The sequence below is a fragment of the Streptomyces sp. CNT372 genome (assembly GCF_000377145.1).
In genome coordinates, this window is record NZ_KB897783.1 from 261,191 (window position 1) to 284,258 (window position 23,068).

The window sequence follows — 23,068 nt, forward strand, 5'->3', positions numbered from 1 at the left end:
GCGACGCGCCGGGTCTGCATCCGTTGTGCCCAGCTCCCCGCCGCGTAATCCGCCCGGACCCGCCCCGGGCACCCGCGGGCGGCCCCGGTACGGCATTCGGGCCAACGCCGGCCGGCCCCGGCCCGGCCCGGCCACATGCCGGTCCCGCCCCCGGCCGACGTCCCCGGCCCCGCCCCCCGCGCGGCGGAAAACCGGTCCGCCCGGCGCCCCGGGCCCCGTACACTGGGCCCAGCGAAAGGCGTGGATGGGGACGAGTAGCGTCGTCCGCGGCCATGAGCGACCCGGGGACGGTGCGAGCCCGGGGGCCAGCGCGAGGTGAAGGATCACCCCGGAGCCGCCGGAAGAAAACCCAGCACACACGGTGAGCGGGCGAGTAGAACCGGCATCGCGACCCCAATGAGGGGGTCCGGGCCCTGTGCCCGGGCCAAGGAGGGTGGTACCGCGGGAGCGCAGCGTTCTGCTCTCGTCCCTCCGGACGGAACGACGCACAGTCCGCCGGAGGAGACCGATGACGCCGCCGCAGTACCGCCAGGTACCCGCACAGGTAGACCTGCCCGCCCTGGAGCACGCCGTGCTCGACTTCTGGCGCGAGAGCAAGATCTTCGCCAAGAGCCTGGACCAGTCCGAGGGCCGCCCCGAGTGGGTCTTCTACGAGGGCCCGCCCACGGCGAACGGCATGCCCGGCGCGCACCACATCGAGGCCCGCGTCTTCAAGGACGTCTTCCCCCGCTTCCGGACCATGCGCGGCTACCACGTCGCCCGCAAGGCCGGCTGGGACTGCCACGGCCTGCCCGTGGAGCTGGCCGTCGAGAAGGAGCTGGGCTTCTCCGGCAAGAAGGACATCGAGGCGTACGGCATCGCCGAGTTCAACGCGAAGTGCCGGGAGTCGGTGACCCGGCACACCGACGCCTTCGCCGAGCTGACGACCCGCATGGGCTACTGGGTCGACCTGGACGACGCCTACCGCACCATGGACCCGGACTACGTCCAGTCCGTGTGGTGGTCGCTCAAGGAGATCTTCGGCAAGGGCCTGCTGGTGCAGGACCACCGGGTCGCCCCCTGGTGCCCGCGCTGCGGCACCGGCCTCTCCGACCACGAGCTGGCGCAGGGCTACGAGACGGTCGTCGACCCCTCCGTCTTCGTGCGCTTCCCGCTGACCTCCGGCCCGCTGGCGGGCGAGGCGGCCCTGCTGGTGTGGACGACGACCCCGTGGACCCTGGTCTCCAACACGGCCGTCGCCGCGCACCCCGGCGTCACGTACGTCGTCGCGACGAACGGGGAGGAGAAGCTGGTCGTCGCCGAACCGCTGCTGGAGAAGGCCCTCGGCGAGGGCTGGGAGGCGACGGGGCAGACCTTCACCGGCGCCGAGATGGAGCGCTGGACCTACCGGCGGCCCTTCGAGCTGGTGGAGTTCCCGGAGCCGGCGCACTACGTGGTGAACGCCGAGTACGTCACCACCGAGGACGGCACCGGTCTGGTCCACCAGTCCCCCGCCTTCGGTGAGGACGACCTCAAGGTCTGCCGCTCCTACGGCCTGCCCGTGGTGAACCCGGTGCGCGCCGACGGCACCTTCGAGGAGGACGTCCCGCTGGTCGGCGGCGTCTTCTTCAAGAAGGCCGACGAGGCGCTCACCGCCGACCTGGACGCGCGCGGGCTGCTGTTCCGCCACGTCCCGTACGAGCACAGCTACCCGCACTGCTGGCGCTGCCACACCGCGCTGCTCTACTACGCGCAGCCGTCCTGGTACATCCGCACCACCGCGGTCAAGGACCGGCTGCTCGCCGAGAACGAGGCGACCAACTGGTTCCCGGACTCGGTGAAGCAGGGCCGCTTCGGCGACTGGCTGAACAACAACATCGACTGGGCGCTCTCCCGGAACCGCTACTGGGGCACCCCGCTGCCCGTCTGGCGCTGCGAGGAGGACCACCTCACCTGCGTCGGTTCGCTGGCCGAGCTGTCCGAGCTGACCGGCACCGACCAGTCCGGCCTGGACCCGCACCGCCCGTACATCGACGCGGTGACCTTCGCCTGCCCGCACGAGGGCTGCGGGCTGACCGCGACCCGTGTCCCGGAGGTCATCGACGCCTGGTACGACTCGGGATCGATGCCGTTCGCGCAGTGGGGCTACCCGTACAAGAACAAGGAGATCTTCGAGAAGCGCTACCCGGCGCAGTTCATCTCGGAGGCCATCGACCAGACCCGCGGCTGGTTCTACACGCTGATGGCGGTCGGCACCCTGGTCTTCGACAAGTCGTCCTACGAGAACGTGGTCTGCCTCGGCCACATCCTCGCCGAGGACGGCCGCAAGATGTCCAAGCACCTGGGCAACATCCTCCAGCCGATCCCGCTGATGGACCAGCACGGCGCGGACGCGGTCCGCTGGTTCATGGCGGCCGGCGGCTCCCCCTGGGCGGCCCGCCGGGTGGGCCACGGCACCATCCAGGAGGTCGTCCGCAAGACCCTGCTGACGTACTGGAACACGGTCGCCTTCCAGGCCCTGTACGCCCGCACCTCGGGCTGGGCCCCCTCGGCGGCCGACCCGGCGCCGGCGGAGCGCACGGTGCTGGACCGCTGGCTGCTGAGCGAGCTGCACGCGCTGGTGGACCAGGTCACCCAGGCACTGGAGGCGTACGACACCCAGCGCGCCGGCAAGCTGCTCTCGGCCTTCGTCGACGACCTGTCGAACTGGTACGTGCGCCGCTCCCGCCGCCGCTTCTGGCAGGGCGACAAGGCGGCGCTGCGCACGCTGCACGACGTCGTGGAGACGGTGACCCGGCTGATGGCCCCGCTGACGCCGTTCATCAGCGAGCGGGTCTGGCAGGACCTGGTGGTGCCGGTGACCCCGGACGCGCCGGAGTCGGTGCACCTGGCGAGCTGGCCGGAGGCGGACCTGACGGCGGTCGACCCGGTGCTGTCGCGGCAGATGGTGCTGGTACGGCGGCTGGTGGAGCTGGGCCGGGCCACCCGCGCGGAGTCGGGCGTCAAGACCCGTCAGCCGCTGTCCCGGGCCCTGGTGGGTGCGACCGGCTTCGGCGAGCTGTCGCCGGAGCTGCGGGCGCAGATCACCGAGGAGCTGAACGTCTCCTCGCTGGCGGCCCTCTCCGAGGTCGGCGGCTCGCTGGTCGACACCACGGCGAAGGCCAACTTCCGGGCTCTGGGCAAGCGGTTCGGCAAGGGTGTCCAGGACGTGGCCAAGGCGGTCGCGGCGGCGGACGCGGCGGCCCTGTCGCTGGCCCTGCGCTCCGGCGAGGCGACGCTGGAGGTGGGCGGCGAGACGATCACCCTCTCCCCCGAGGAGGTCATCATCACCGAGACCCCGCGCGAAGGCTGGTCGGTGGCCTCCGACGCGGGCGCCACGGTCGCCCTGGACCTGGAGATCACGCCGGAGCTGCGGCGCGCGGGCCTGGCCCGGGACGCGATCCGGCTGATCCAGGAGGCCCGCAAGAACAGCGGCCTGGACGTGGCGGACCGGATCGCCCTGCGCTGGTCCTCGGCGGACGCGGAGGTCGCCTCGGCGCTCTCGGAGCACGCGCAGCTGATCGCGGACGAGGTCCTGGCGACGGACTTCGCGACGGGCGACGCGGCGGCGGACGCCTCGTACGGGGAGCCGTTCACGGACGAGGGCCTGTCCCTCACCTTCCGGCTGCGCAAGGCGTAGCAGCCGCCCCGCACCACCGGCCGCGCCCGGCCCCGGCCCCCGCGAGGGGCGCCGGGGCCGGGCGCGGTCCGTTTCCGAGGTGTCCGGGCTCGGCCGGCGGCGGCCCCGCCCGCCCGGTGAGGGACCGGTCACGGCGTCGCCGTCGGGGACGGCCGGGCGAGGGAGAGCCGCCGGCCGCTCTCCGGCACCCGGTCACCCCCGGCGGCCCGCCGCCGGTGCGCCACCCGCGGCCGGCTGCGGGTGGCACACCGGCGACGACCGGGCGGTCGCGGGCGCCGGTCCGGCGGCCGCGCGCACGGAAAAGGGCCGGGCCCGGAGTGCTGGTGCACTCCGGGCCCGGCCCCGCTGTCTGCCGACGGCTACGCGCGCTGCGCGCGCATGCCCGTCAGTTGTCGTCCTCGTCGATCAGGAAGCCGCGCATCGGCGAGGGAGCCTGCTGCATCGGCTGCGGCGCCTGCGGCCGGACCGGTGCCATCGGCTGGGTCATCGCCGGGGACATCTGCTGCTGACCGCCGTAGGACGGGCCGGCCGGCGAGGGGCCGCCGTGGCCGCCCATCGACTGGCCGCCGTAGGACGGCGCGCTCGCGCCGGCCGGGGCCATCGAGGGCGCCGGGGACGGCGGCAGCGACGCGGCGGCCGGGGTGCGCGGCGGGGCGAGCGAGTCGTCGGACTGCGTCTCCAGCTGACGGAGCTGGGACTCCAGGTACGACTTCAGGCGCGTGCGGTACTCGCGCTCGAAGCCCCGGAGGTCCTCGACCTTGCGCTCCAGCGTGGCGCGGGCGGACTCCAGGGAGCCCATCGCGACGCGGTGCTTCTCCTGCGCGTCCCGCTCCAGGGCGTCGGCCTTGGCGCGGGCGTCCCGCTCCAGGCCCTCGGCACGCGAACGGGCCTCGCCGACGATCTTGTTGGCCTCGGAGCGGGCCTCGGCGATCGCCTGGTCGGCGGTCTGCTGGGCCAGCGAAAGGACGCGCGCGGCGCTGTCACCACCGGGACCCTGGCCCATCGGGCCGGGACCCTGCGGGCCGCCGTGACCGCCCATGGGGCCGCCCATCGGGCCACCCATGGGACCGCCCTGCATCGGGCCGGGGCCCATCGGGCCGCCGGGACCCTGCGGACCGCCGTGGCTCGGACCGGCCGGAAGCTGCGGAGCACCACCGGGCAGCTGGGGGGGACCCATCTGCGGGGGCTGCTGCTGGACCGGAGGCCCCGATATGGCGGCGGGGACGGGAGCGCCGGGACCGCCGCGGCCGTCCTGGGGTTCCGGCGGTTTGCGCATGCCCTGCTGTTGCTGGTTCTGCGCGGCCGCACGGGTCGCCGCGGCCAGCTTGGCGCGCAGGTCCTCGTTCTCGCGGAGCAGGCGGGTCAGTTCGGCTTCGACCTCGTCGAGGAAGGCATCGACCTCGTCCTCGTCATAGCCTTCTCGGAGGCGGACGGTCGTGAACTGCTTGTTCCGCACGTCCTCGGGGGTCAGCGGCATCTCTTCTTCACCTCTACGTAGTCGTCGGCAGTCGGCAGGACCGTATCGCTCACATCGAGCTCCCCACGCCGCGGACGACGGAGATCAGGATGTAGACGATGATCATCAGAACGAAGAAGGACAGGTCGAGTGCCACGCCCCCGAGACGCAACGGCGGGATGAACCGCCGCAGAAGCTTGAGCGGTGGATCGGTGACAGTGTAGGTGGCCTCCAGAACGACCACCATCGCCTTGCCGGGTTGCCATGAACGTGCGAACTGGAAGACGTAGTCCATGACCAGCCGGAAGATCAGCACGACCAGGAAGCACATCAGCGCGATGTAGATCACCTGCAGTGCGACGCCCATCCCGCGCTTCCCTCTCCCCTGGTCTACTCGTTGCCGGCCGCTCGCGGCCGGGTCGTTCCCGGTGTCTTTCCTCAGCTCTGGTTGAAGAATCCGCCCTCTGCGATGCGGGCCTTGTCCTCAGCCGTGACATCGACGTTAGCAGGCGACAACAGGAACACCTTCTGCGTCACTCGCTCAATGCTGCCATGCAGGCCGAAGACGAGTCCCGCGGCAAAGTCGACAAGTCGCTTCGCGTCGGTGTCGTCCATCTCCGTGAGGTTCATGATCACCGGGGTGCCCTCACGGAAGTGTTCCCCGATGGTACGGGCCTCGTTGTAGGTCCGCGGGTGCAGTGTGGTGATGCGGTAGGGCTCCCGCTCGGACACGACCTTGGGCATGATCACCGGTGCGTTCTTCTCCAGGCTGGGGCGTTCAGGTGTGATGGATGCCACGGGGGCGATGCGTGCCGGACGGGGGCTCTCGACGGGCAGTGCGACCGGCTCGCGCTGCGGGGGCGGGGCGACCGCCCGGACCGGCTCCTCCCGCTCGGCCTGGTGCGGGGGTGCGTGCCGGCGGTGGTCCCGCTCCGGCTCGGGCTCGGGCTCGAAGTCGTCATCGGGGTCGAAGCCCCGGCCGTCGTACCCATCGTCCTCCACGAGGCCGAGGTAGACCGCCATCTTGCGCATAGCGCCGGCCATTCTCTGAGTCCTCCGCTCTGTGGTGGATCGGCATTCGTCACCAAGTGCCCGTATCCACGTGGTCCGCCCGCTCCTGAGCGGGAATGACCATATTTTCTACTGTGGTCCGACTTGCTTCGCGACGTTACCGGAGCCCCGGGCGGTCTCCGAGTACCGCGGTACCGACGCGCACATGTGTCGCTCCGGCCGCCACGGCCTGCTCGAGGTCCGCACTCATCCCTGCTGACACCATGTTCGCAGCCGGATGGGCCGCGCGCAGGCCGGACGAGAATTCCATCAGCCGCTCGAACGCCGCCTGTTGCCGTCCCCTGTACGGTCCGGCGAGCGGCGCGACGGTCATCAGGCCGCCGAGCCGCAGTCCCGGTGATCCGGCCACGGCGTCGGCCAACTCCTCGATGCCGTCCGGCGCGACGCCGCCACGCTTCCCCTGCTGACCGGACTCCGCGTCCAGCGCGACCTGCACCAGGCAGTCGATCCCGCGCCCGGCCCGGACCGCCGCCTTCGACAGGGCCGAGACCAGCCGGAGCCGGTCGACGGACTGTACGACATCGGCATAACTCGCAACAGAACGGACTTTGTTGGTCTGGAGCTGGCCGACGAAATGCCAGGTGATGTCCAGATCCGCACAGGCGGCCGCCTTGGGCGCCGCGTCCTGGTCCCGGTTCTCCGCCATGTGCCGGACGCCCAGTCCGTGCAGGATGCGGACATCGGAGGCCGGGTAGGTCTTGGTGACCACGATCAGGGTCACATCCTCGCGCGGGCGGCCGGCGGCGGCGCAGGCGGCCGCGATCCGCTCCTCCACCCGGGCCAGGTTGGCGGCGAGTTCGGCGCTGCGGTCGGTCATGACGCTTCCCTGCTGTCGCTCGGCGGTTCCTCCAGCCAGACGTATCCGGCGAGCCGGCCGGTGGTCCGGTCACGGCGGTAGGAGAAGTGGTCACGGGACTCGAAGGTGCAGATCCCCGTGGCGGCGACGTCCCGGACACCGAGCGCCGCCAGTTGCGCGTGCACTACGGCGGCGACGTCGACGGCCGGCGTGCCCCAGCTCGTCTCGGACCAGGCAGCGGGTTCCGCTTCGGCGACTTCCGAGCGCATCCGCTCGGGAACTTCGTAGCAGCGACCGCAAACGGCCGGTCCGGTACGGGCGATGATGCGTTCCGGTTCGGCCCCGAGCCGTTGCATCTCGGCGACCGTCGCGGGAACCACGCCGGCGACGGCGCCGGGCCGTCCCGCGTGGGCCGCGCCGGTGACGCCGGCCACCGGGTCGGCGAGCAGGACGGGGACGCAGTCCGCGGTGAGCACCGCGAGCGGGAGCCCGCGGCGGGCGGTCACCACCGCGTCCACCGAGGGGGCGGTGCCCCAGGGGCCGTCGACCACGGCCACGTCCCGGCCGTGCACCTGGTTCATCCAGACGACCCGGCCGGGGTCGAGGTCCAGCGCCTTCGCCGCGGCCGCGCGGTTCGCGAGGACGGCGGCGGGGTCGTCGCCGACCGCGCCGCCGAGGTTGAGCTCCTCGTACGGAGCGGCGCTCACCCCGCCCCACCGGTCGGTGAAGGCGAAGTGGGCGCCGCTCTCGCGTATGGCGTCGTGCTGCACGGTCACTTCAGGAAGTCCGGGACGTCCAGCTCTTCGGCCTGGGTGTCGTACGGACGCGCCGAGGGGACCTGCGGGGAGGAGGCCGGGGGCGTGATGTCGGCGACGGGCGCAGGCTCGGCCGGGACCGCCGGGACCTCCTCGCGGACCGGGACCGTGCCGAGACCGCTCGACGGACGGGACGGCTCGGCGCGCTGCGGGGCCGGGGCCTCCTCGCGCTTGGCCGAGGCCGAGCCGATGACGTTCTCCCGGCGGGTCGGCGGCTGTCCGCCGTCGAAGCCGGCGGCGATGACGGTGACCCGGACCTCGTCCCCGAGGGCGTCGTCGATGACCGCGCCGAAGATGATGTTGGCCTCGGGGTGGGCGGCCTCACTCACCAGCTGGGCGGCCTCGTTGATCTCGAAGAGACCGAGGTCGCTGCCGCCGGAGATGGAGAGGAGCACACCGCGGGCGCCGTCGATGGACGCCTCCAGCAGCGGGGAGGAGATGGCCATCTCCGCCGCGGCCACCGCGCGGTCGTCGCCGCGGGCGGAACCGATGCCCATGAGGGCCGATCCGGCCTCGGACATCACGGACTTGACGTCCGCGAAGTCGAGGTTGATGAGGCCGGGGGTGGTGATGAGGTCGGTGATGCCCTGGACGCCGGAGAGGAGGACCTGGTCCGCCGACTTGAAGGCGTCGAGAACGCTCACCTGGCGGTCCGAGATGGACAGCAGGCGGTCGTTGGGGATCACGATGAGGGTGTCGACCTCTTCGCGGAGCTCGGCGATGCCGTCCTCCGCCTGGTTCGCGCGCCGGCGGCCCTCGAAGGTGAAGGGGCGCGTCACGACGCCGATGGTCAGCGCGCCCAGCGAGCGGGCGATGTTGGCCACGACGGGCGCGCCGCCGGTGCCGGTGCCGCCGCCCTCGCCGGCGGTGACGAAGACCATGTCGGCCCCCTTGAGGACCTCCTCGATCTCCTCGCGGTGGTCCTCTGCCGCCTTGCGACCGACGGCCGGGTTGGCTCCGGCGCCGAGGCCCCGGGTGAGTTCGCGGCCGACGTCGAGCTTGACGTCGGCGTCGCTCATCAACAGCGCTTGCGCGTCGGTGTTGATCGCGATGAACTCGACGCCCTTGAGACCGACCTCGATCATTCGGTTGATGGCATTGACACCACCGCCGCCGACACCGATGACCTTGATGACTGCGAGGTAGTTCTGCGGTGCTGCCACGTCGAAGGCCTCTCGCCTCGAGTTACGTGTCGCCGCCTCGCGGGGCCGCGATGCGACGAACTGATGTCGAATGGGGACGGACGGCCCGACAAGCCCGGCTGCCGACCCGAACCCTAACGGTGAAGTTTAGGGTTATCAGTGTGCCTGTTCCCTGGACTCTTCCGAACAGGACACTAAGTCGACAAGCGGCGCCCGTACAACGAACACGCCGAACCTCCCGTTTTTCTTTTCACCCTATGTGATCACGCCGCGCAACGCCCAACCAGGGTGCTGGCCTGCGCAGATGTGCGTCAACCGCCCGTCGCGGCAGGGGCGGTGGGGGCGCTCACGTCGAAGTGGCGGGCCTTCGGGGAGGCTTTCAGAAGGGCCGTGAGTGTGCGAGCCTTCGCCGCGCCGTCCTCGGAACTCCCCCACAGGACCGTGCGATCACCACTGAGCTTCAGGGAAATATCGTCGTAAGAACGGACTTGAAGGGCGGTCAGTGCCTTCAGGGCCGCCTCGGGCAGGTCGCCGCGGACGGTGACGGCCTCCCCGAGCAGCCGGTCCGCGCCGAAGCGCGCCCGGCTCGGCGAGGCGGCGGCGTCCAGTTCCAGCAGCGGAACGCCCCGCGGTGCGCGGTCGACGGTGGCGAACTGCACTCCCTCCGCGTCGACTTCGCCGAACCGGGTGCCCTTCTTCAGCAGCAGGACGGGGGTGCGCTCGGTGACCCTGAGTTCGATGCGGTGCGGCCAGGAGCGGTCGACCTCGACGGAGCGGATGCGCGGCAGGGCCGTGCGCAGGCGCGAGGCGACGGCGTCCGTGTCGACGGAGGCCAGGGGGGCGCCGAGGGGGACGCGGGCGGCGCGCTCCACCGCGTCCGCCTTGAGGACGCCGGTCCCCGAGACGCGTACGTCCTCGGTGCGCAGCCAGTCGGATCCGTAGAGGACCCAGGTGCCGCCCGCCGCGAGGAGGGCGGTGGCGACGGCGGCGGCGAGCACCCGGCGGACCAGCCGCCGGCGGTCGCCGCCGCCCGGGCGGGGCGGGCGGACCGGCCCCCCGGAGCCGTCGGATCCGTCGGATCCGGATTCGCCCCGGGGCGGTCGTGCACCGCGCTCGGCGGTGGTCGGTCCGGCCACGCTCCCTGCCTTCTCACGCCTGGTGGCGTGCAGCGATCGCCTCGTACACCATGCCGACGAGGAGGTCGTCGGCGTCCCGGCGGCCGAACTCGGCGGCCGCACGGGACATCTCGTACAGCCGGTGCGGATCGGCGAGCACGGGAAGGACGTTGCCCTGGACCCACTCGGGGGTCAGCTCGGCGTCGTCCACCAGCAGGCCGCCGCCCGCCTTGACCACCGGCTGGGCGTTGAGCCGCTGTTCGCCGTTGCCGATGGGCAGCGGGACGTAGGCGGCGGGCAGCCCGACGGCGGACAGCTCGGCGACGGTCATGGCGCCCGCCCGGCAGAGCATCATGTCGGCCGCGGCGTACGCGAGATCCATCCGGTCCACGTACGGTACCGGGACATAGGGCGGCATCCCGGGCATGTTGTCCACGCGCGGCAGTTCGTTCTTGGGGCCGACCGCGTGCAGGATCTGGATTCCCGAGCGCTGGAGGACCGGGGCGATCTGCTGGACCACCTCGTTGAGCCGGCGCGCGCCCTGGGAACCGCCGGAGACCAGCAGGGTCGGCAGGTTGGGGTCGAGGCCGAAGGCGGCGCGCGCCTCGGGCCGGACCCGGGCGCGGTCCAGGGTCGCGATGGAGTGACGCAGCGGGATGCCGATGTAGCGGGCGCCGCGCAGCTTGCTGTCCGGGGTGGCGACGGCGACGGAGGCCGCGTAGCGCGAACCGATCTTGTTGGCCAGGCCCGGGCGGGCGTTGGCCTCGTGCACCACGATCGGGACGCCGAGGCGCTTGGCCGCGAGGTAGCCGGGCAGGGCGACGTAGCCGCCGAAGCCGACCACGCAGTCCGCCTTGGTGCGCTCCAGGACCTGCTCGGCGGCCTTGATGGTGCCGCGCAGCCGCCCGGGGACGGTGATCAGCTCCGGGGTGGGTTTGCGCGGCAGCGGCACGGCGGGGATGAGCGCCAGCTCGTAGCCCCGCTCGGGGACGAGCCGGGTCTCCAGGCCGCGCTCCGTCCCGAGCGCTGTGATGCCCGTGGTCGGGTCCTGCCTGCGCAGGGCGTCCGCGAGGGCGAGCGCGGGCTCGATGTGGCCGGCGGTCCCCCCACCGGCGAGTACGACATGCACCGAAATTCACCGCTCTCCGGACGGACGCTTCGTGACGCGCCGTCTCATCGACTTCCATCTCACCCCGGGCCTCCGCGTGGCCAGGGCCGCTTTCGCGGCGGGCTCCGCTCGCGCGAAGGCGATCAGCAGCCCGACGGCGAACATCGTCGGCAGCAGGGCCGACCCCCCGTAGGAGAACAGCGGAAGCGGGACTCCGGCGATCGGCAGCAGACCGAGCACCGCACCGATGTTGACCACGGCCTGGGCCGTGATCCAGGTGGTCACACCTCCCGCCGCATACCTCACGAAGGGGTCCTCCGTGCGTCCGGCGACGCGGATACCCGCATAGCCTAGGGCCGCGAACAACGCGAGCACCGACAGCGTCCCCGCGAGGCCCAGTTCCTCCCCGGCGACGGCGAAGATGAAGTCGGTGTGCGGTTCGGGCAGTTGGCCCCATTTTTCCACACTCGCGCCGAGGCCGGAACCGAACCATCCGCCGGAGGCAAGAGCATAGATGCCGTGCACGGCCTGCCAGCACTCGCCTTTGGGCCCGAGGTCGGTGGCACCGATGCACTCCAGCCGGGACATCCTGTTGGCGCTGGTCCTGATCAGCAGCAGGCCGACGACGAGGGCGAAGCCGAGCACTCCGGCGAAGAGGCGGGTGGGGGCACCGGCCAGCCACAGCAGACCGAACAGGATCGCGGCGAGGATGATGGCGGTGCCCATGTCACCGCCGAGCATGATCAGGCCGAGGAGCAGGAAGGCGACGGGGACCAGCGGCACGAGCAGGTGCTTCCACTGGGTCAGCAGCCGCTTGTCCTGCTTGCGCGCGAGCAGGTCCGCGCCCCACAGGATGAGCGCCAGCTTGCCGAACTCGCTGGGCTGGAGCTGGAAGGGGCCGCCGAGGGAGATCCAGTTCTGGTTGCCGTTCACCGAGTGCCCGACGCCGGGGATCTGGACGAGCACCATCAGGAACACGGCGCCCAGCAGCAGCGGATAGGACAGCGCGCGGTGCAGCCGCAGGGGCATCCGGGACGCGGCGAAGAGGAGGACGGCGCCGATGACGGCGGCGAGGAGCTGCTTGCGGAAGAAGTACGAGGCGGAGAGGGAGTACTGGAGCGCCTGGATTATCGACGCGGAGTAGACCATCACGAGGCCGAGCACGGTGATCAGCAGGCTGCTGCCGAGGATCAGGTAGTACGCGGTGAGCGGCCGGTCCCAGGCCCGGCGCGCCTGCTCGTACAGCCGCCGGGGGCCGCGCGGCGCGGCGAGGGCGGCGGGAGCGGCGGCCCCGCCCCGGGGCGCCCGGCCGCGCGGCGGCGCGCCGCCGGTCCGGCTCCGCATCACGACGTGCGCGGCGGGCCCGCCGGCGTAGGCGGGGACGGGCCCCGCGACGACGGCGTGCAGCCACGCGGCGACGGGCGCCCACCACGGGGCCGGGCGCCGCCCCGGGGGCGCGGTGGCAGTGCGCCCGCCACGGGGCCGGTTCGCGGCGGGAGGAGAAGGCACCCCGCCCTCGCGGCCCGGGGCGGCGGTGGCCCGGGCCATGGCGGGCGAGGTGGAGGCCTCGGGCTCACGGCCCGGGGCGGGGGGCGGGGCCCCGGTCGGATTGTGGGTGGTGGGCGGCATCGTCGCTGTCCCCTCCAGTCGTGCCCGGCGGCGGCCGGGCCCGGTGGCCGTCAGCCGCGCTCGGCGGCGAGTGCGCGGACCGCTTCCGCGAACGCCTCGCCCCGCTTGGTGTAGTTGGTGAACATGTCCATCGAGGCGCAGGCCGGGGCGAGCAGGACGGTGTCGCCCGGCCGGGCCAGCCCCGCCGCCTCCGCGACCGCCGCGGACATCGCCCCAGTGTCGGTCCGGTCGAGGTCGACCACCGGGACCTCGGGCGCGTGTCGCGTCAGGGCCTCGCGGATCAGGGCACGGTCCGCGCCCATGAGGACCACGCCCCGCAGCCGCTTCGCCGAGGCCGACACCAGTTCGTCGAAGGTCGCCCCCTTCGCCAGCCCGCCCGCGATCCACACGATCGGCTCGTAGGCGGCCAGTGAGGCCTCCGCCGCGTGCGTGTTGGTGGCCTTGGAGTCGTCCACGTACGCCACCCCGCCCACGTCCGCGACATGCTCGATGCGGTGCGGGTCGGGCCGGAAGGCGCGCAGTCCGTCGCGGACCGCCGTCGCCGGGACGCCGAAGGCGCGCGCCAGGGCCGCCGCGGCCAGCGCGTTGGCGATGTTGTGCGGGGCCGGCGGCTGCACGTCCGCGACCTCGGCCAGTTCCTGCGCCTGCTTGTGCCGCTGCTCGACGAAGGCGCGGTCGACCAGCAGGCCCTCCACCACGCCGAGTTGGGACGGCCCGGGGGTGCCGAGGGTGAAGCCGATCGCCCGGCAGCCCTCCTCGACGTCCGCCTCACGCACCAGGTCCTCGGTCGCCTTGTCGGCCGCGTTGTAGACGCAGGCGACCGTGTTGCCCTCGTAGACCCGGCCCTTGTCGGCCGCGTACGCCTCCATGGAGCCGTGCCAGTCCAGGTGGTCCGGGGCGAGGTTGAGGACGACCGCGGAGTGGGCGCGCAGCGAGGGCGCCCAGTGGAGCTGGTAGCTGGAGAGTTCGACGGCGAGGACGTCGTACGTCTCGCCGCCGGTGACCACGTCCACGATCGGCGTGCCGATGTTCCCGATCGCGGCGGTCCGCAGCCCGGCCGCGGTGAGGATCGAGGCGAGCATCCGCGTGGTGGTCGTCTTGCCGTTGGTGCCGGTGACGGCGAGCCACGGCGGGGCGTCCGGCCCGCGCAGCCGCCACGCGATCTCCACGTCGCCTACGACGTCCACCCCGGCCGCCGCCGCGGCGGCGAACAGCGGCGCGGACGGCGGCCAGCCGGGCGAGGTGACCACCAGTCCGGTGCCCTCGGGCAGGGTCTCCGCGTCCCCGAGGCGCACGCCGATCCCGGCGGCCTCCAGATCGGCGGCCCGTGCCCGGTGGGTGTCGCCCGAGCCGCCGTCCACGACGGTGACCTCGGCGCCCAGCCCGGCCAGGGCGCGCGCGGCGCTGACGCCGCTGACGCCGAGGCCGGCGACGGTGATCTTCCTGCCCTGCCAGTCGCTCACTTGTCGGCTGCCCATCCCGCGTAGAAGAGGCCCAGTCCCACGATCACGCACATGCCCTGGATGATCCAGAAGCGGACCACCACAAGGACTTCGGACCACCCCTTGAGTTCGAAGTGGTGCTGGAGCGGCGCCATCCGGAAGACCCGCTTCCCGGTCATCCGGAACGAACCGACCTGGATCACCACGGACATGGTGATGAGGACGAAGAGGCCGCCGAGGAGGGCGAGCAGGAACTCGGTGCGCGAGCAGATCGCGAGGCCCGCCAGCGCGCCGCCGAGCGCCAGCGAACCGGTGTCGCCCATGAAGATCTTGGCCGGTGAGGTGTTCCACCACAGGAAGCCGAAGCAGGCGCCCATCAGCGCCGAGGCGACGACCGCGAGATCGAGGGGGTCGCGCACCTCGAAGCAGGCGTTGGGGTTGGTCAGGGTCTCCGCGTTGGCGCAGGACTCCTGGAACTGCCACAGGCCGATGAACGTGTACGCGCCGAAGACCATCACCGAGGCGCCGGTGGCGAGTCCGTCGAGGCCGTCGGTGAGGTTCACGCCGTTCGACATGGCGAGGATCATGAACAGCGCCCAGACCACGAACAGCACCGGGCCGATGGACCAGCCGAAGTCGGTGATGAACGAGAGCTTGGTGGAGGCCGGGGTGAGCCCGCGCTTGTCCGCGAACTGGAGCGACAGCACGGCGAAGGCGATGCCGACGATGAGCTGGCCGGCCATCTTCGCCTTGGCCCGCAGCCCGAGCGACCGCTGCTTGACGATCTTGATGTAGTCGTCGAGGAAGCCGACGAGGCCCATGCCCGCCATCAGGAAGAGCACCAGGATGCCCGAGAAGCTCGGGTCCTCACCGGTGATCACCTTGGCGAGGGCGTACGCGATGAGCGTGGCGAGGATGAAGGAGATGCCGCCCATGGTGGGCGTGCCCTTCTTGCTGCCGTGCGTGCGCGGGCCGTCGTCGCGGATGAACTGCCCGTACCCCTTGCGGGCGAGCAGTTTGATGAGCAGCGGGGTCCCGATCAGGGTCAGGAACAGGCCGATGGCTCCCGCGAAGAGGATCTGCCTCATCGGACGGCACCCTCACCCTCGAGCAGCGCCTCGGCGATCCGCTCCAGGCCGACCGACCGGGACGCCTTCACCAGCACGACGTCACCCGGGCGCAACTCTGCGCGCAACAGGTCGACCGCCGCCTGCGCGTCGGACACGTGCACCGACTCCTCACCCCACGAACCCTCGTTGTATGCGCCCAGTTGCAACCAGGACGCCTCCCTGCCCCCGACCGCGACGAGCTTGCCGACGTTGAGCCGGACGGCGAGCCGCCCGACCGCGTCGTGCTCGGCCAGCGCCTCGTCGCCGAGCTCGGCCATCATGCCGAGCACCGCCCACGTGCGGCCCCCCCTGGCCTTGGCGGCCTCGCCCATGGCGGCCAGCGCACGCAGCGCGGCACGCATGGACTCGGGGTTCGCGTTGTAGGCGTCGTTGACGACCGTCACGCCGTCGGAGCGCTCGGTGACCTCCATGCGCCAGCGGGAGAGGGAGCCCGCCTCGGAGAGCGCGAGGGCGATCTCGTCGACGGGCATGCCCAGCTCATGGGCGACGGCGGCCGCGGCGAGCGCGTTCGACACGTGGTGCTCACCGTACAGCCGCATGGTCACGTCACTGCACCCGGTGGGTGTGTGAAGCGTGAAGGCGGGCTGTCCGACCCCCGTGAGCCGGACGTTCTCGGCGCGGACGGCGGCTTCGGCTGACTCCCCGAAGAGCAGGACGCGGGCCTTGGTGCGGTCGGCCATGGCGCGGACCAGCGGGTCGTCGGCGTTGAGCACGGCGACGCCGTCGTCCGGCAGGGACTCGACCAGTTCGCCCTTGGCGAGGGCGATCTGCTCGCGTCCGCCGAACTCGCCGATGTGCGCGCTGCCCACGTTCAGCACGAGTCCGATCCGCGGCGGGGTGAGCTGCGTGAGGTACCGGATGTGGCCGATTCCGCGCGCACCCATCTCCAGGACCAGGTGCTCGGTCTCGGCGGTGGCGGTGAGCGCGGTGAGGGGCAGGCCGATCTCGTTGTTGAGGGACCCGGGGGTGAACACGGTCGGGGCCTTGCGCCGCAGGACCTGCGCGAGAAGGTCCTTGGTGCTGGTCTTGCCGGCCGAGCCGGTGAGCGCCACGACCTGGGTGCCCAGGCGCTCGACGACGGCGCGGGCGAGGCGCCCGAGGGCGGTCTGCACGTCGTCGACGACGATCGCGGGCACGCCGAGGGTCCGGGTGGCGAGCACCGCGACGGCGCCCTGCGCGACGGCGCGTTCGGCGTAGTCGTGGCCGTCGACGCGCTCGCCGCGGAAGGCGGCGAACAGGCTGCCGGGCTCCACGGCCCGGGAGTCGATGACGACGCTGCCGGTGACCTCGGTGGCCGGATCCGGTATGTCGTGGGACTGCCCGCCGACGATTTCGGCGATCTCGGCGAGGGTGAGGGCGATCACTGGGTCATCCCTGACTGTTCTCGGGTGCGGTGGCGCGTTCGTCCGGGCGGCCGGCTGCCCGGTGCGCCTCGATGGCGGCGCGCAGGACCTCGCGGTCGTCGAACGGGCGGATCACGCCGGCGATGTCCTGGCCCTGTTCGTGGCCCTTGCCGGCGACGAGGACGGTGTCCCCGGCTCCGGCTCGGGCGACGGCGGCCTCGACGGCGGCCGCTCGCTCCTCGAAGACCAGGACGTCCCCGCGCTGGTGCGCGGGGACCTCCGCGGCCCCGGCGAGCATGGCGGCGAGGATGGCGAGGGGGTCCTCGGAGCGGGGGTTGTCCGAGGTCAGTACGGCGGTGTCGGCGAGCCGGGCGGCGGCGGCGCCCATCGGGCCGCGCTTGGTGGTGTCCCGGTCGCCGCCGCAGCCGAGGACGATGTGCAGCTTGCCCTCGGTGACCTTGCGCAGCGAGCGCAGGACGGACTCGACGGCGTCCGTCTTGTGCGCGTAGTCGACGACGGCGAGGTACGGCTGCCCGGCGTCGACCCGCTCCAGCCGGCCCGGCACCCCGGGGACGGCGGCGATGCCGTCGGCCGCGGTCTGGGGGTCGATTCCGGCCACCGCGAGGACGGCGACGGCGGCGAGGGTGTTGGCGACGTTGAACGGGCCGGGCAGCGGCGAACGGGCCCTGATCCGCTCCCCCTTGGGGCCGACCGCGGTGAAGTCCGAGCCGAGCGAGCCGACCCGGACGTCCTCGGCCCGCCAGTCGGCGTCCGGGTGACCCTCGGCGGAGAAGGTGGTGATCGGCACGGACGCCTCGGTGACGAGCCGCCTGCCGTACTCGTCGTCCAGGTTGACGACGCCCTCCCGGCTCCGCGCCGGGGTGAAGAGCTGCGCCTTGGCCTGGAAGTAGTCCTCCATCCCGGAGTGGAACTCCATGTGCTCCGGGCTGAGGTTGTTGAAGACGGCGACGTCGAAGACGCAGCCGTCGACCCGGCCGAGGACCAGGGCGTGGCTGGAGACCTCCATGGCCACGGCGTCCACGCCGCGTTCGCGCATCACGGCGAAGAGGGCCTGGAGGTCGGTCGCCTCGGGTGTGGTGCGCTCGGACTTGATGCGGTCGTCGCCGACGCGCATCTCGACGGTGCCGATGAGGCCGGTGGCCCGGTCGGCGGCGCGCAGCCCGCCTTCGACGAGGTAGGCGGTGGTGGTCTTGCCGGAGGTGCCGGTGATGCCGATCTGGAGGAGGTCGGTGCCCGGGCGGCCGTAGATCTCGGCGGCGAGTTCGCCCATCCGGGCGCGCGGGTCGTCGGTCACCAGGACCGGCAGGCCGGTGGCGGCGGCGCGTTCGGCGCCCGCCGGGTCGGTGAGGACGGCGGCGGCGCCGAGGTCGGCGGCCTGCGGGGCGAAGTCGGCCCCGTGGAAGCGGGCGCCGGGCAGGGCGGCGTACACATCGCCGGGGCGGACCGCGCGGGAGTCGTGCGTGATGCCCGTGATCTGCGTGTCTGCCGGGGCCTCGGCCTCCAGCCGGGCCGCGAGTTCCGCGAGGCCGGTCGGGCGGACCCGGTCCGGGCGGGGAGGTCCCGGGCGGTCGGCTGCGGGCTGGGGTGTGGGGGACTGATCAGCGTGTGGCACGGCGGTGAGCGTACCGGGCGCGGGCGGCCCGGGGGAAAAAGAGGGGGCGGCCCCGGGGCGGTTCCCGGAACCGGGGGTGATCGTGGTCACTGGAGTCTCCTGGTGGTTCGCCGGAGGCCGTTCGCCCGGTCGTGCGTCGTGCGAGGTGCGTTGTGCGTTATTCGTCTTGCGGGGTGCGGGGTGCGGGGTGCGGGGTGCGTCGTGCGGGGTCGGTGTCGGTCGCCGGTCAGTCGCCGGGGTCGAAGGTGACGGGCAGCCGCGCGGGGGCCTTGCCCGTCGGCGGGACCTGGAGGGTCTTGAGGGAGAACTCCATGACCTTCCGGTAGACGGGTCCGCAGATCTGGCCGCCGAAGTAGCTGCCCTTGGTGGGGTTCTGGATGGCGCAGTAGACGGTGATCTCCGGGTTGTCGGCGGGCGCGAAGCCGGCGAAGGAGGCCGTGTAGCCCTTGTAGCGGCCGAGTTCGGGGTCGACGCGGTTGGCGGTGCCGGTCTTCCCGGCGACCCGGTAGCCGGGGATGCGGGCCTTGGTGCCGGTGCCCTCCTGGTCGTCGACGACGGACTCCAGCATGGTGGCGAGGGTCCTGGCGGTGGACTCGCTGACCACCCGGGTCTTCTTGGGCGCGGGCGCGGCGGCGAAGCGCCCGTCGGGCCCGGTGGTGCCGCGGACGAGGGTGGGCTCGATACGCACCCCGCCGTTGGCGACGGTGGAGTACACCGAGGCGGCCTGGAGGGCGTTGATGGACATGCCCTGGCCGAAGGGGATCGTGTACTGCTGCGAGGTGGACCAGTCCTGGGGCTTGGCGAGGATGCCGGGGGTCTCGCCGGGGTAGCCGAGGCCGCTGGTGGCCCCCATCCCGAACTTGCGCAGATAGGAGTGGAGGACGCGGTTGGCCTCGGGCTGGGTCTTCCCGAGCTGCCCGGTGGCCAGGATGGTGCCGATGTTGCTGGACTTGGCGAGGACCCCGTTGAGGGTGAGGTACCAGGTGGGGTGGTCGATGTCGTCCTTGAAGAGCCGGTCGCCGCGGTGCAGGCGGTTGGGGACGACGACATGGGTCCCGGGGGTGGCCTTCTTCTCCTCCAGGACGGCCGCGATCGACATGACCTTGGCGGTGGAGCCGGGCTCGTAGGCGTCCTGGAGGGCCGCGTTGCCCATGGCGGCGGAGTCGGCCTGGCTCAGGTCGTTGGGGTCGAAGCCGGGCGCGTTGGCCATGGCGAGGATCTCGCCGGTACGGGTGTTCTGGACGATGACATAGCCGCGGTCCGCCTGGGAGCGGGTCACCTGGTCGGTGATGGCCTGCTGGGCGGCCCACTGGATGTCCCGGTCGATGGTCAGCTCGATGTCGGAGCCGGGCACGGCGGGTTCCTCGCGGGAGCCGGCCGTGGGGATGCGCCGGCCGCCGGACTGGACGTAGGTCATGGTGCCGTCCTGGCCGGCGAGTTCGGTGTCGAGCATGGACTCGATCCCGCCGCCGCCGCGCCCCTCGGCGTTGACGTAGCCCAGTATCCCGGCGGCCAGGTCGCCGTTGGGGTAGACGCGTTTGCTGCTGGGCTCCTGGAAGATCCCGGCCAGGACGTTGGCGCCGGGGCCGCCGGCCCGTCTGTCGGCGGCGGCCTTCTCGGCGTAGACGCTCTTGAGGTCCTTGATCTGCCGCCAGACCTGGGGGGTCTGCCGGCGGGCGAGGACGGCGTAGCGTGAGCCGGGCCTCTTCAGCTTCTTGACGATGTCCGCCGGGTCCGCGTCCAGGACGGGGGCGAGCAGGGCGGCGGCCTGTTCCGGGGCGTCGGGGGCCTTGCTGTCCTTCGGCGTGAACATCTTGGGGTCGGCGGTGATGTCGTGCGCGTCCACGGAGGTGGCGAGCGCGATGCCGGACCGGTCGGTGATCTCGCCGCGCTCGGCGGCCAGGGTGACGCTGTCGTAGCGGTTCTTGTCCGCCTTCGCGGCGTACGCGTCGGCGTCGACGGCCTGCACCTGGAGGAGGCGGACCACGAAGACCAGCATCACCAGGGTGAGTCCGAGGCTGACCAGCCGCAGCCGGGGCCGCGGGTCGCCGAGGGTGAGGGTGCGCGCGGCGGGGCGCCGGGGCGCGGGGCGCGGCCGGCGGCCGTCGGGGCGGCGCGCGGGCCGGCGGCCGGACGGGGGCGCGGGGCGCCTGGCGGGGCCCGGCACGCGACGGCGCGGTGGTTCCTTGGGGGGCACTGCGTCACCTGCCGGTGGGGGTCGGGGTCGGCTGCGGGGACGGGGAGGCCGCCGGGGCCGGTCCGGCGGGGGCGGTCGGGTCGGGGGCCGGGGCGGGGTCCGGCGAGGCGGCGGCCGACGCGGCGGGGGCGGGGACCTGCTGCGGCTTCGGGTCCGGCTCGGGGTCCCCGGCGGGCTTCGCGGGCGGCGAGGGCTGCGCGGTCGCGCGTCCCGGCACCCCCCGGACCGTCCCGTCGGGTCCGAGGAAGGCGGGGCTGCCACCGGGGACCATGCCGAGTTCGCGGGCCCGGCGCTCCAGGGCACCGGGCGCGGAACGGTCGTCGACGTCCCGCTGGAGGGCCTGCTGCTCGTCGGTGAGTTCGGTGGTCTCCTTCTTCAGCTCGCTGAGCCGGAAGGAGCCCTGGCTGAGGGAGGAGTTGAGGACCAGCAGGGTGATCAGACCGCCGGCCAGCAGCAGGACGACCAGCAGGACGAAGGGGGTGCGGGCGGCGCTGCTGGGCCCGGACGGCATCAGCCGTGCGAGCCGCGCGGCCCGTCCCCGCAACTGCTTGCCCGCTGTGCTCAAGGTGTCCTCCGCATCGCTTCCCTGGCCGTGCCGTGACGTCCCGTGCCGCGTCCGCGTCCGTGACCGCCGTCCGGCCGTACCGCCCGTCTCCGCCCGCGCCGGGTGCCGGCCCGGCCCGCGGGGCCGGACCGGCCGGGCCTACGGGGTCCGGGCCACTTCCTCGCGGATCCGTTCCGCCCCTCTCAGACGCGCGGGCGCCGCCCGGCGGTTCTCGGCCACCTCGTCCTCGGTGGGCAGTTCGGCGCCCCGGGTGAGGAGCTTCAGGCGCGGCTGGTACTCCTCGGGGACCACCGGGAGGCCGGGCGGCGCGGTGGTCGCGGCGCCCGCCGCGAAGACCTGCTTGACCAGCCGGTCCTCCAGCGAGTGGTAGGAGAGCACGGCGATCCGGCCGCTCACGGCGAGGGCCGCGACGGCTGCGGGGATCGCCCGCTCCAGCACCGACAGCTCGCCGTTGACCTCGATGCGCAGTGCCTGGAAGGTGCGCTTGGCCGGATTGCCACCGGTCCGCTTGGCGGCCTGGGGCAGCGCGTCCCGGATCAGCTCGACGAGCCGGGCGCTGCGGCTGAACGGTTCCTTCTCGCGTTCCCGCACGATCGCGGAGACGATCCGCTTGGCCTGCTTCTCCTCGCCGTAGGCGCGCAGGATCCGGACCAGTTCGCCGGGCGGGTAGGTGTTCAGCACCTCCGCGGCGCTGACCCCGGAGGTCTGGTCCATCCGCATGTCGAGGGGGGCGTCCTGGGCGTAGGCGAAGCCGCGGTCGGCCTCGTCCAGCTGCATGGAGGAGACGCCGAGGTCGAAGAGGACGCCGTCCACCCGCTTCAGGCCCAGCCGGTCGAGGACGGCGGGGAGTTCGTCGTAGACGGCGTGCACCAGGGTGGCGCGGTCCCCGAACGGCGCGAGGCGCTCGCGGGAGAGCCGCAGGGCCTCGGTGTCGCGGTCGAGGGCGACGAGCCGGGCGTCGGGGAAGCGGGTCAGCAGGGCCTCGCTGTGGCCGCCGAGGCCGAGGGTGCAGTCGACGACGACGGGGCCGCCCCCGCCTGCGGAGGACTCGGGGCGGTCGAGCGCCGGGGCCAACAGGTCCAGGCACCGCTGGAGCATCACCGGGACGTGTCGGGTCTGGCTCATGCGCCCTCTCAGGTCCGGCGTGGAGCGGGGCAGGGCCGGGCCGTGCGTACGCCGCGCACGCGGAATGCGGGGAGAATCTCGGGGGATGCCGCCGCGCGGGGCGGGGGCGTCCGGAACTCCGCGTCACTTTAGTCCACCGGTACGCCCGGTCAATCAACCGGGCAGCGCGTCGCGCGAGGCTCCCCGCGGGGGCTGTGGATTAGCTCACAGCAGGCGGCTTGCCGCTGTTTGTCCGCTTCTCCTTCCGGGTCCGGAGCGGCTGTGACCGCTACCTTCGAGCCATGTCGACTTCTGCGCACGCAACAACCGGCACCGCCCTCGGCGAGGGCACCGTCACCGACCGTCTCGTCGAGGCGAACCAGCGGTACGCCGCCGGCTTCCAGGACCCGGGGATGGACGCGCGCCCGGTCCTCAAGGTCGCCGTCGTGGCCTGCATGGACGCCCGTCTCGACCTGCACGCCGCGCTCGGCCTGGAGCTGGGCGACTGCCACACCATCCGCAACGCGGGCGGCGTGGTCACCGACGACGTGATCCGCTCCCTCACCATCAGCCAGCGGGCGCTGGGCACCCGCAGCGTGGTCCTGGTGCACCACACGGGCTGCGGCCTTGAGACGATCACCGAGGAGTTCCGTATGGAACTCGAGGAGGAGGTCGGGCAGCGGCCGGCGTGGGCCGTCGAGGCGTTCCGCGACGTCGACCAGGATGTGCGCCAGTCGATGCAGCGGGTGCGCACCTCGCCCTTCCTGCTCCACAAGGACGACGTGCGGGGCTTCGTCTTCGATGTGAGGACGGGGGCGCTGCGGGAGGTCGAGCCCGCGGTGTGATCCGGTACGGCGGGTGACG

General features: G+C 72.8%; 18 protein-coding genes. 2 read left to right on the plus strand and 16 right to left on the minus strand.

Translation table 11 applies throughout. From position 1 onward, the window contains the following. Positions 1-508: 508 nt before the first annotated feature. Positions 509-3,658 (plus strand): isoleucine--tRNA ligase, encoded by a 3,150-nt coding sequence (gene ileS, locus C593_RS0118250; RefSeq protein ID WP_018848746.1) that lies wholly within the window; start codon positions 509-511, stop codon positions 3,656-3,658. Between the two features lie 385 nt (positions 3,659-4,043). On the opposite strand, the gene C593_RS0118255 is transcribed toward ileS, so the two are convergent. From C593_RS0118255 to rsmH, 16 genes are all read right to left on the minus strand, one after another. Further along, positions 4,044-5,135 carry a DivIVA domain-containing protein gene (locus tag C593_RS0118255; RefSeq protein ID WP_018848747.1) on the minus strand — a complete coding sequence of 364 codons (1,092 nt, stop codon included), beginning with the start codon at positions 5,133-5,135 and terminating at the stop codon, positions 4,044-4,046. A 49-nt stretch (positions 5,136-5,184) separates the two neighbouring features. Next, entirely contained in the window at positions 5,185-5,481 is a 297-nt protein-coding gene (locus tag C593_RS0118260; RefSeq protein WP_018848748.1) for a YggT family protein, read from the minus strand. Positions 5,482-5,552: 71 nt separating this feature from the next. Further along, the gene (locus C593_RS0118265) at positions 5,553-6,158 is read right to left on the minus strand and encodes a cell division protein SepF (protein ID WP_026277811.1); all 606 of its coding nucleotides are present in this window, start codon (positions 6,156-6,158) and stop codon (positions 5,553-5,555) included. Between the two features lie 124 nt (positions 6,159-6,282). Further along, the gene (locus tag C593_RS0118270) at positions 6,283-7,002 is read right to left on the minus strand and encodes a YggS family pyridoxal phosphate-dependent enzyme (protein WP_018848750.1); all 720 of its coding nucleotides are present in this window, start codon (positions 7,000-7,002) and stop codon (positions 6,283-6,285) included. Further along, complete coding sequence (pgeF, locus tag C593_RS0118275) at positions 6,999-7,757, minus strand: peptidoglycan editing factor PgeF (RefSeq protein ID WP_018848751.1); 759 nt, start codon at positions 7,755-7,757, stop codon at positions 6,999-7,001. Before pgeF ends, C593_RS0118270 begins: the two co-directional genes overlap by 4 nt. Beyond that, a complete protein-coding gene (gene ftsZ, locus C593_RS0118280) occupies positions 7,754-8,959 on the minus strand; it encodes a cell division protein FtsZ (protein ID WP_018848752.1) in 1,206 nt (401 codons plus the stop codon). The genes pgeF and ftsZ overlap by 4 nt, the downstream gene beginning before the upstream one ends. Before the next feature lie 290 nt (positions 8,960-9,249). After that, positions 9,250-10,074 (minus strand): FtsQ-type POTRA domain-containing protein, encoded by an 825-nt coding sequence (locus C593_RS0118285; RefSeq protein ID WP_018848753.1) that lies wholly within the window; start codon positions 10,072-10,074, stop codon positions 9,250-9,252. A gap of 13 nt (positions 10,075-10,087) precedes the next feature. Next, positions 10,088-11,182, minus strand: coding sequence for an undecaprenyldiphospho-muramoylpentapeptide beta-N-acetylglucosaminyltransferase (gene murG / locus C593_RS0118290; protein WP_018848754.1), 1,095 nt, complete (start codon positions 11,180-11,182; stop codon positions 10,088-10,090). Positions 11,183-11,188: 6 nt separating this feature from the next. Then, on the minus strand, positions 11,189-12,505 hold the full coding sequence (ftsW, locus tag C593_RS0118295; protein WP_026277812.1) for a putative lipid II flippase FtsW: 1,317 nt from the start codon (positions 12,503-12,505) through the stop codon (positions 11,189-11,191). 335 nt (positions 12,506-12,840) lie between these two features. Beyond that, the gene (murD, locus tag C593_RS0118300) at positions 12,841-14,268 is read right to left on the minus strand and encodes a UDP-N-acetylmuramoyl-L-alanine--D-glutamate ligase (protein WP_037746211.1); all 1,428 of its coding nucleotides are present in this window, start codon (positions 14,266-14,268) and stop codon (positions 12,841-12,843) included. After that, the gene (mraY, locus tag C593_RS0118305) at positions 14,250-15,320 is read right to left on the minus strand and encodes a phospho-N-acetylmuramoyl-pentapeptide-transferase (protein ID WP_018848757.1); all 1,071 of its coding nucleotides are present in this window, start codon (positions 15,318-15,320) and stop codon (positions 14,250-14,252) included. The genes murD and mraY overlap by 19 nt, the downstream gene beginning before the upstream one ends. Continuing rightward, positions 15,317-16,726: a UDP-N-acetylmuramoyl-tripeptide--D-alanyl-D-alanine ligase gene (locus C593_RS0118310; RefSeq protein ID WP_018848758.1), complete on the minus strand. Its 1,410-nt coding sequence runs from the start codon at positions 16,724-16,726 to the stop codon at positions 15,317-15,319. The genes mraY and C593_RS0118310 overlap by 4 nt, the downstream gene beginning before the upstream one ends. Positions 16,727-16,730: 4 nt before the next feature. Continuing rightward, positions 16,731-18,428, minus strand: a complete 1,698-nt coding sequence (locus tag C593_RS0118315) for a UDP-N-acetylmuramoyl-L-alanyl-D-glutamate--2,6-diaminopimelate ligase (protein ID WP_018848759.1) — start codon at positions 18,426-18,428, stop codon at positions 16,731-16,733. A gap of 136 nt (positions 18,429-18,564) precedes the next feature. After that, positions 18,565-20,535 carry a peptidoglycan D,D-transpeptidase FtsI family protein gene (locus C593_RS0118320; protein ID WP_026277813.1) on the minus strand — a complete coding sequence of 657 codons (1,971 nt, stop codon included), beginning with the start codon at positions 20,533-20,535 and terminating at the stop codon, positions 18,565-18,567. Between the two features lie 4 nt (positions 20,536-20,539). Then, complete coding sequence (gene ftsL / locus C593_RS0118325) at positions 20,540-21,100, minus strand: cell division protein FtsL (protein WP_026277814.1); 561 nt, start codon at positions 21,098-21,100, stop codon at positions 20,540-20,542. 138 nt (positions 21,101-21,238) lie between these two features. Then, positions 21,239-22,225, minus strand: a complete 987-nt coding sequence (rsmH, locus tag C593_RS0118330) for a 16S rRNA (cytosine(1402)-N(4))-methyltransferase RsmH (protein WP_018848762.1) — start codon at positions 22,223-22,225, stop codon at positions 21,239-21,241. 281 nt (positions 22,226-22,506) lie between these two features. Here rsmH and C593_RS0118335 point away from each other — a divergent pair, with 281 nt between their 5' ends. After that, positions 22,507-23,049 carry a beta-class carbonic anhydrase gene (locus C593_RS0118335; RefSeq protein WP_018848763.1) on the plus strand — a complete coding sequence of 181 codons (543 nt, stop codon included), beginning with the start codon at positions 22,507-22,509 and terminating at the stop codon, positions 23,047-23,049. The last annotated feature ends 19 nt before the right edge of the window (positions 23,050-23,068 follow it).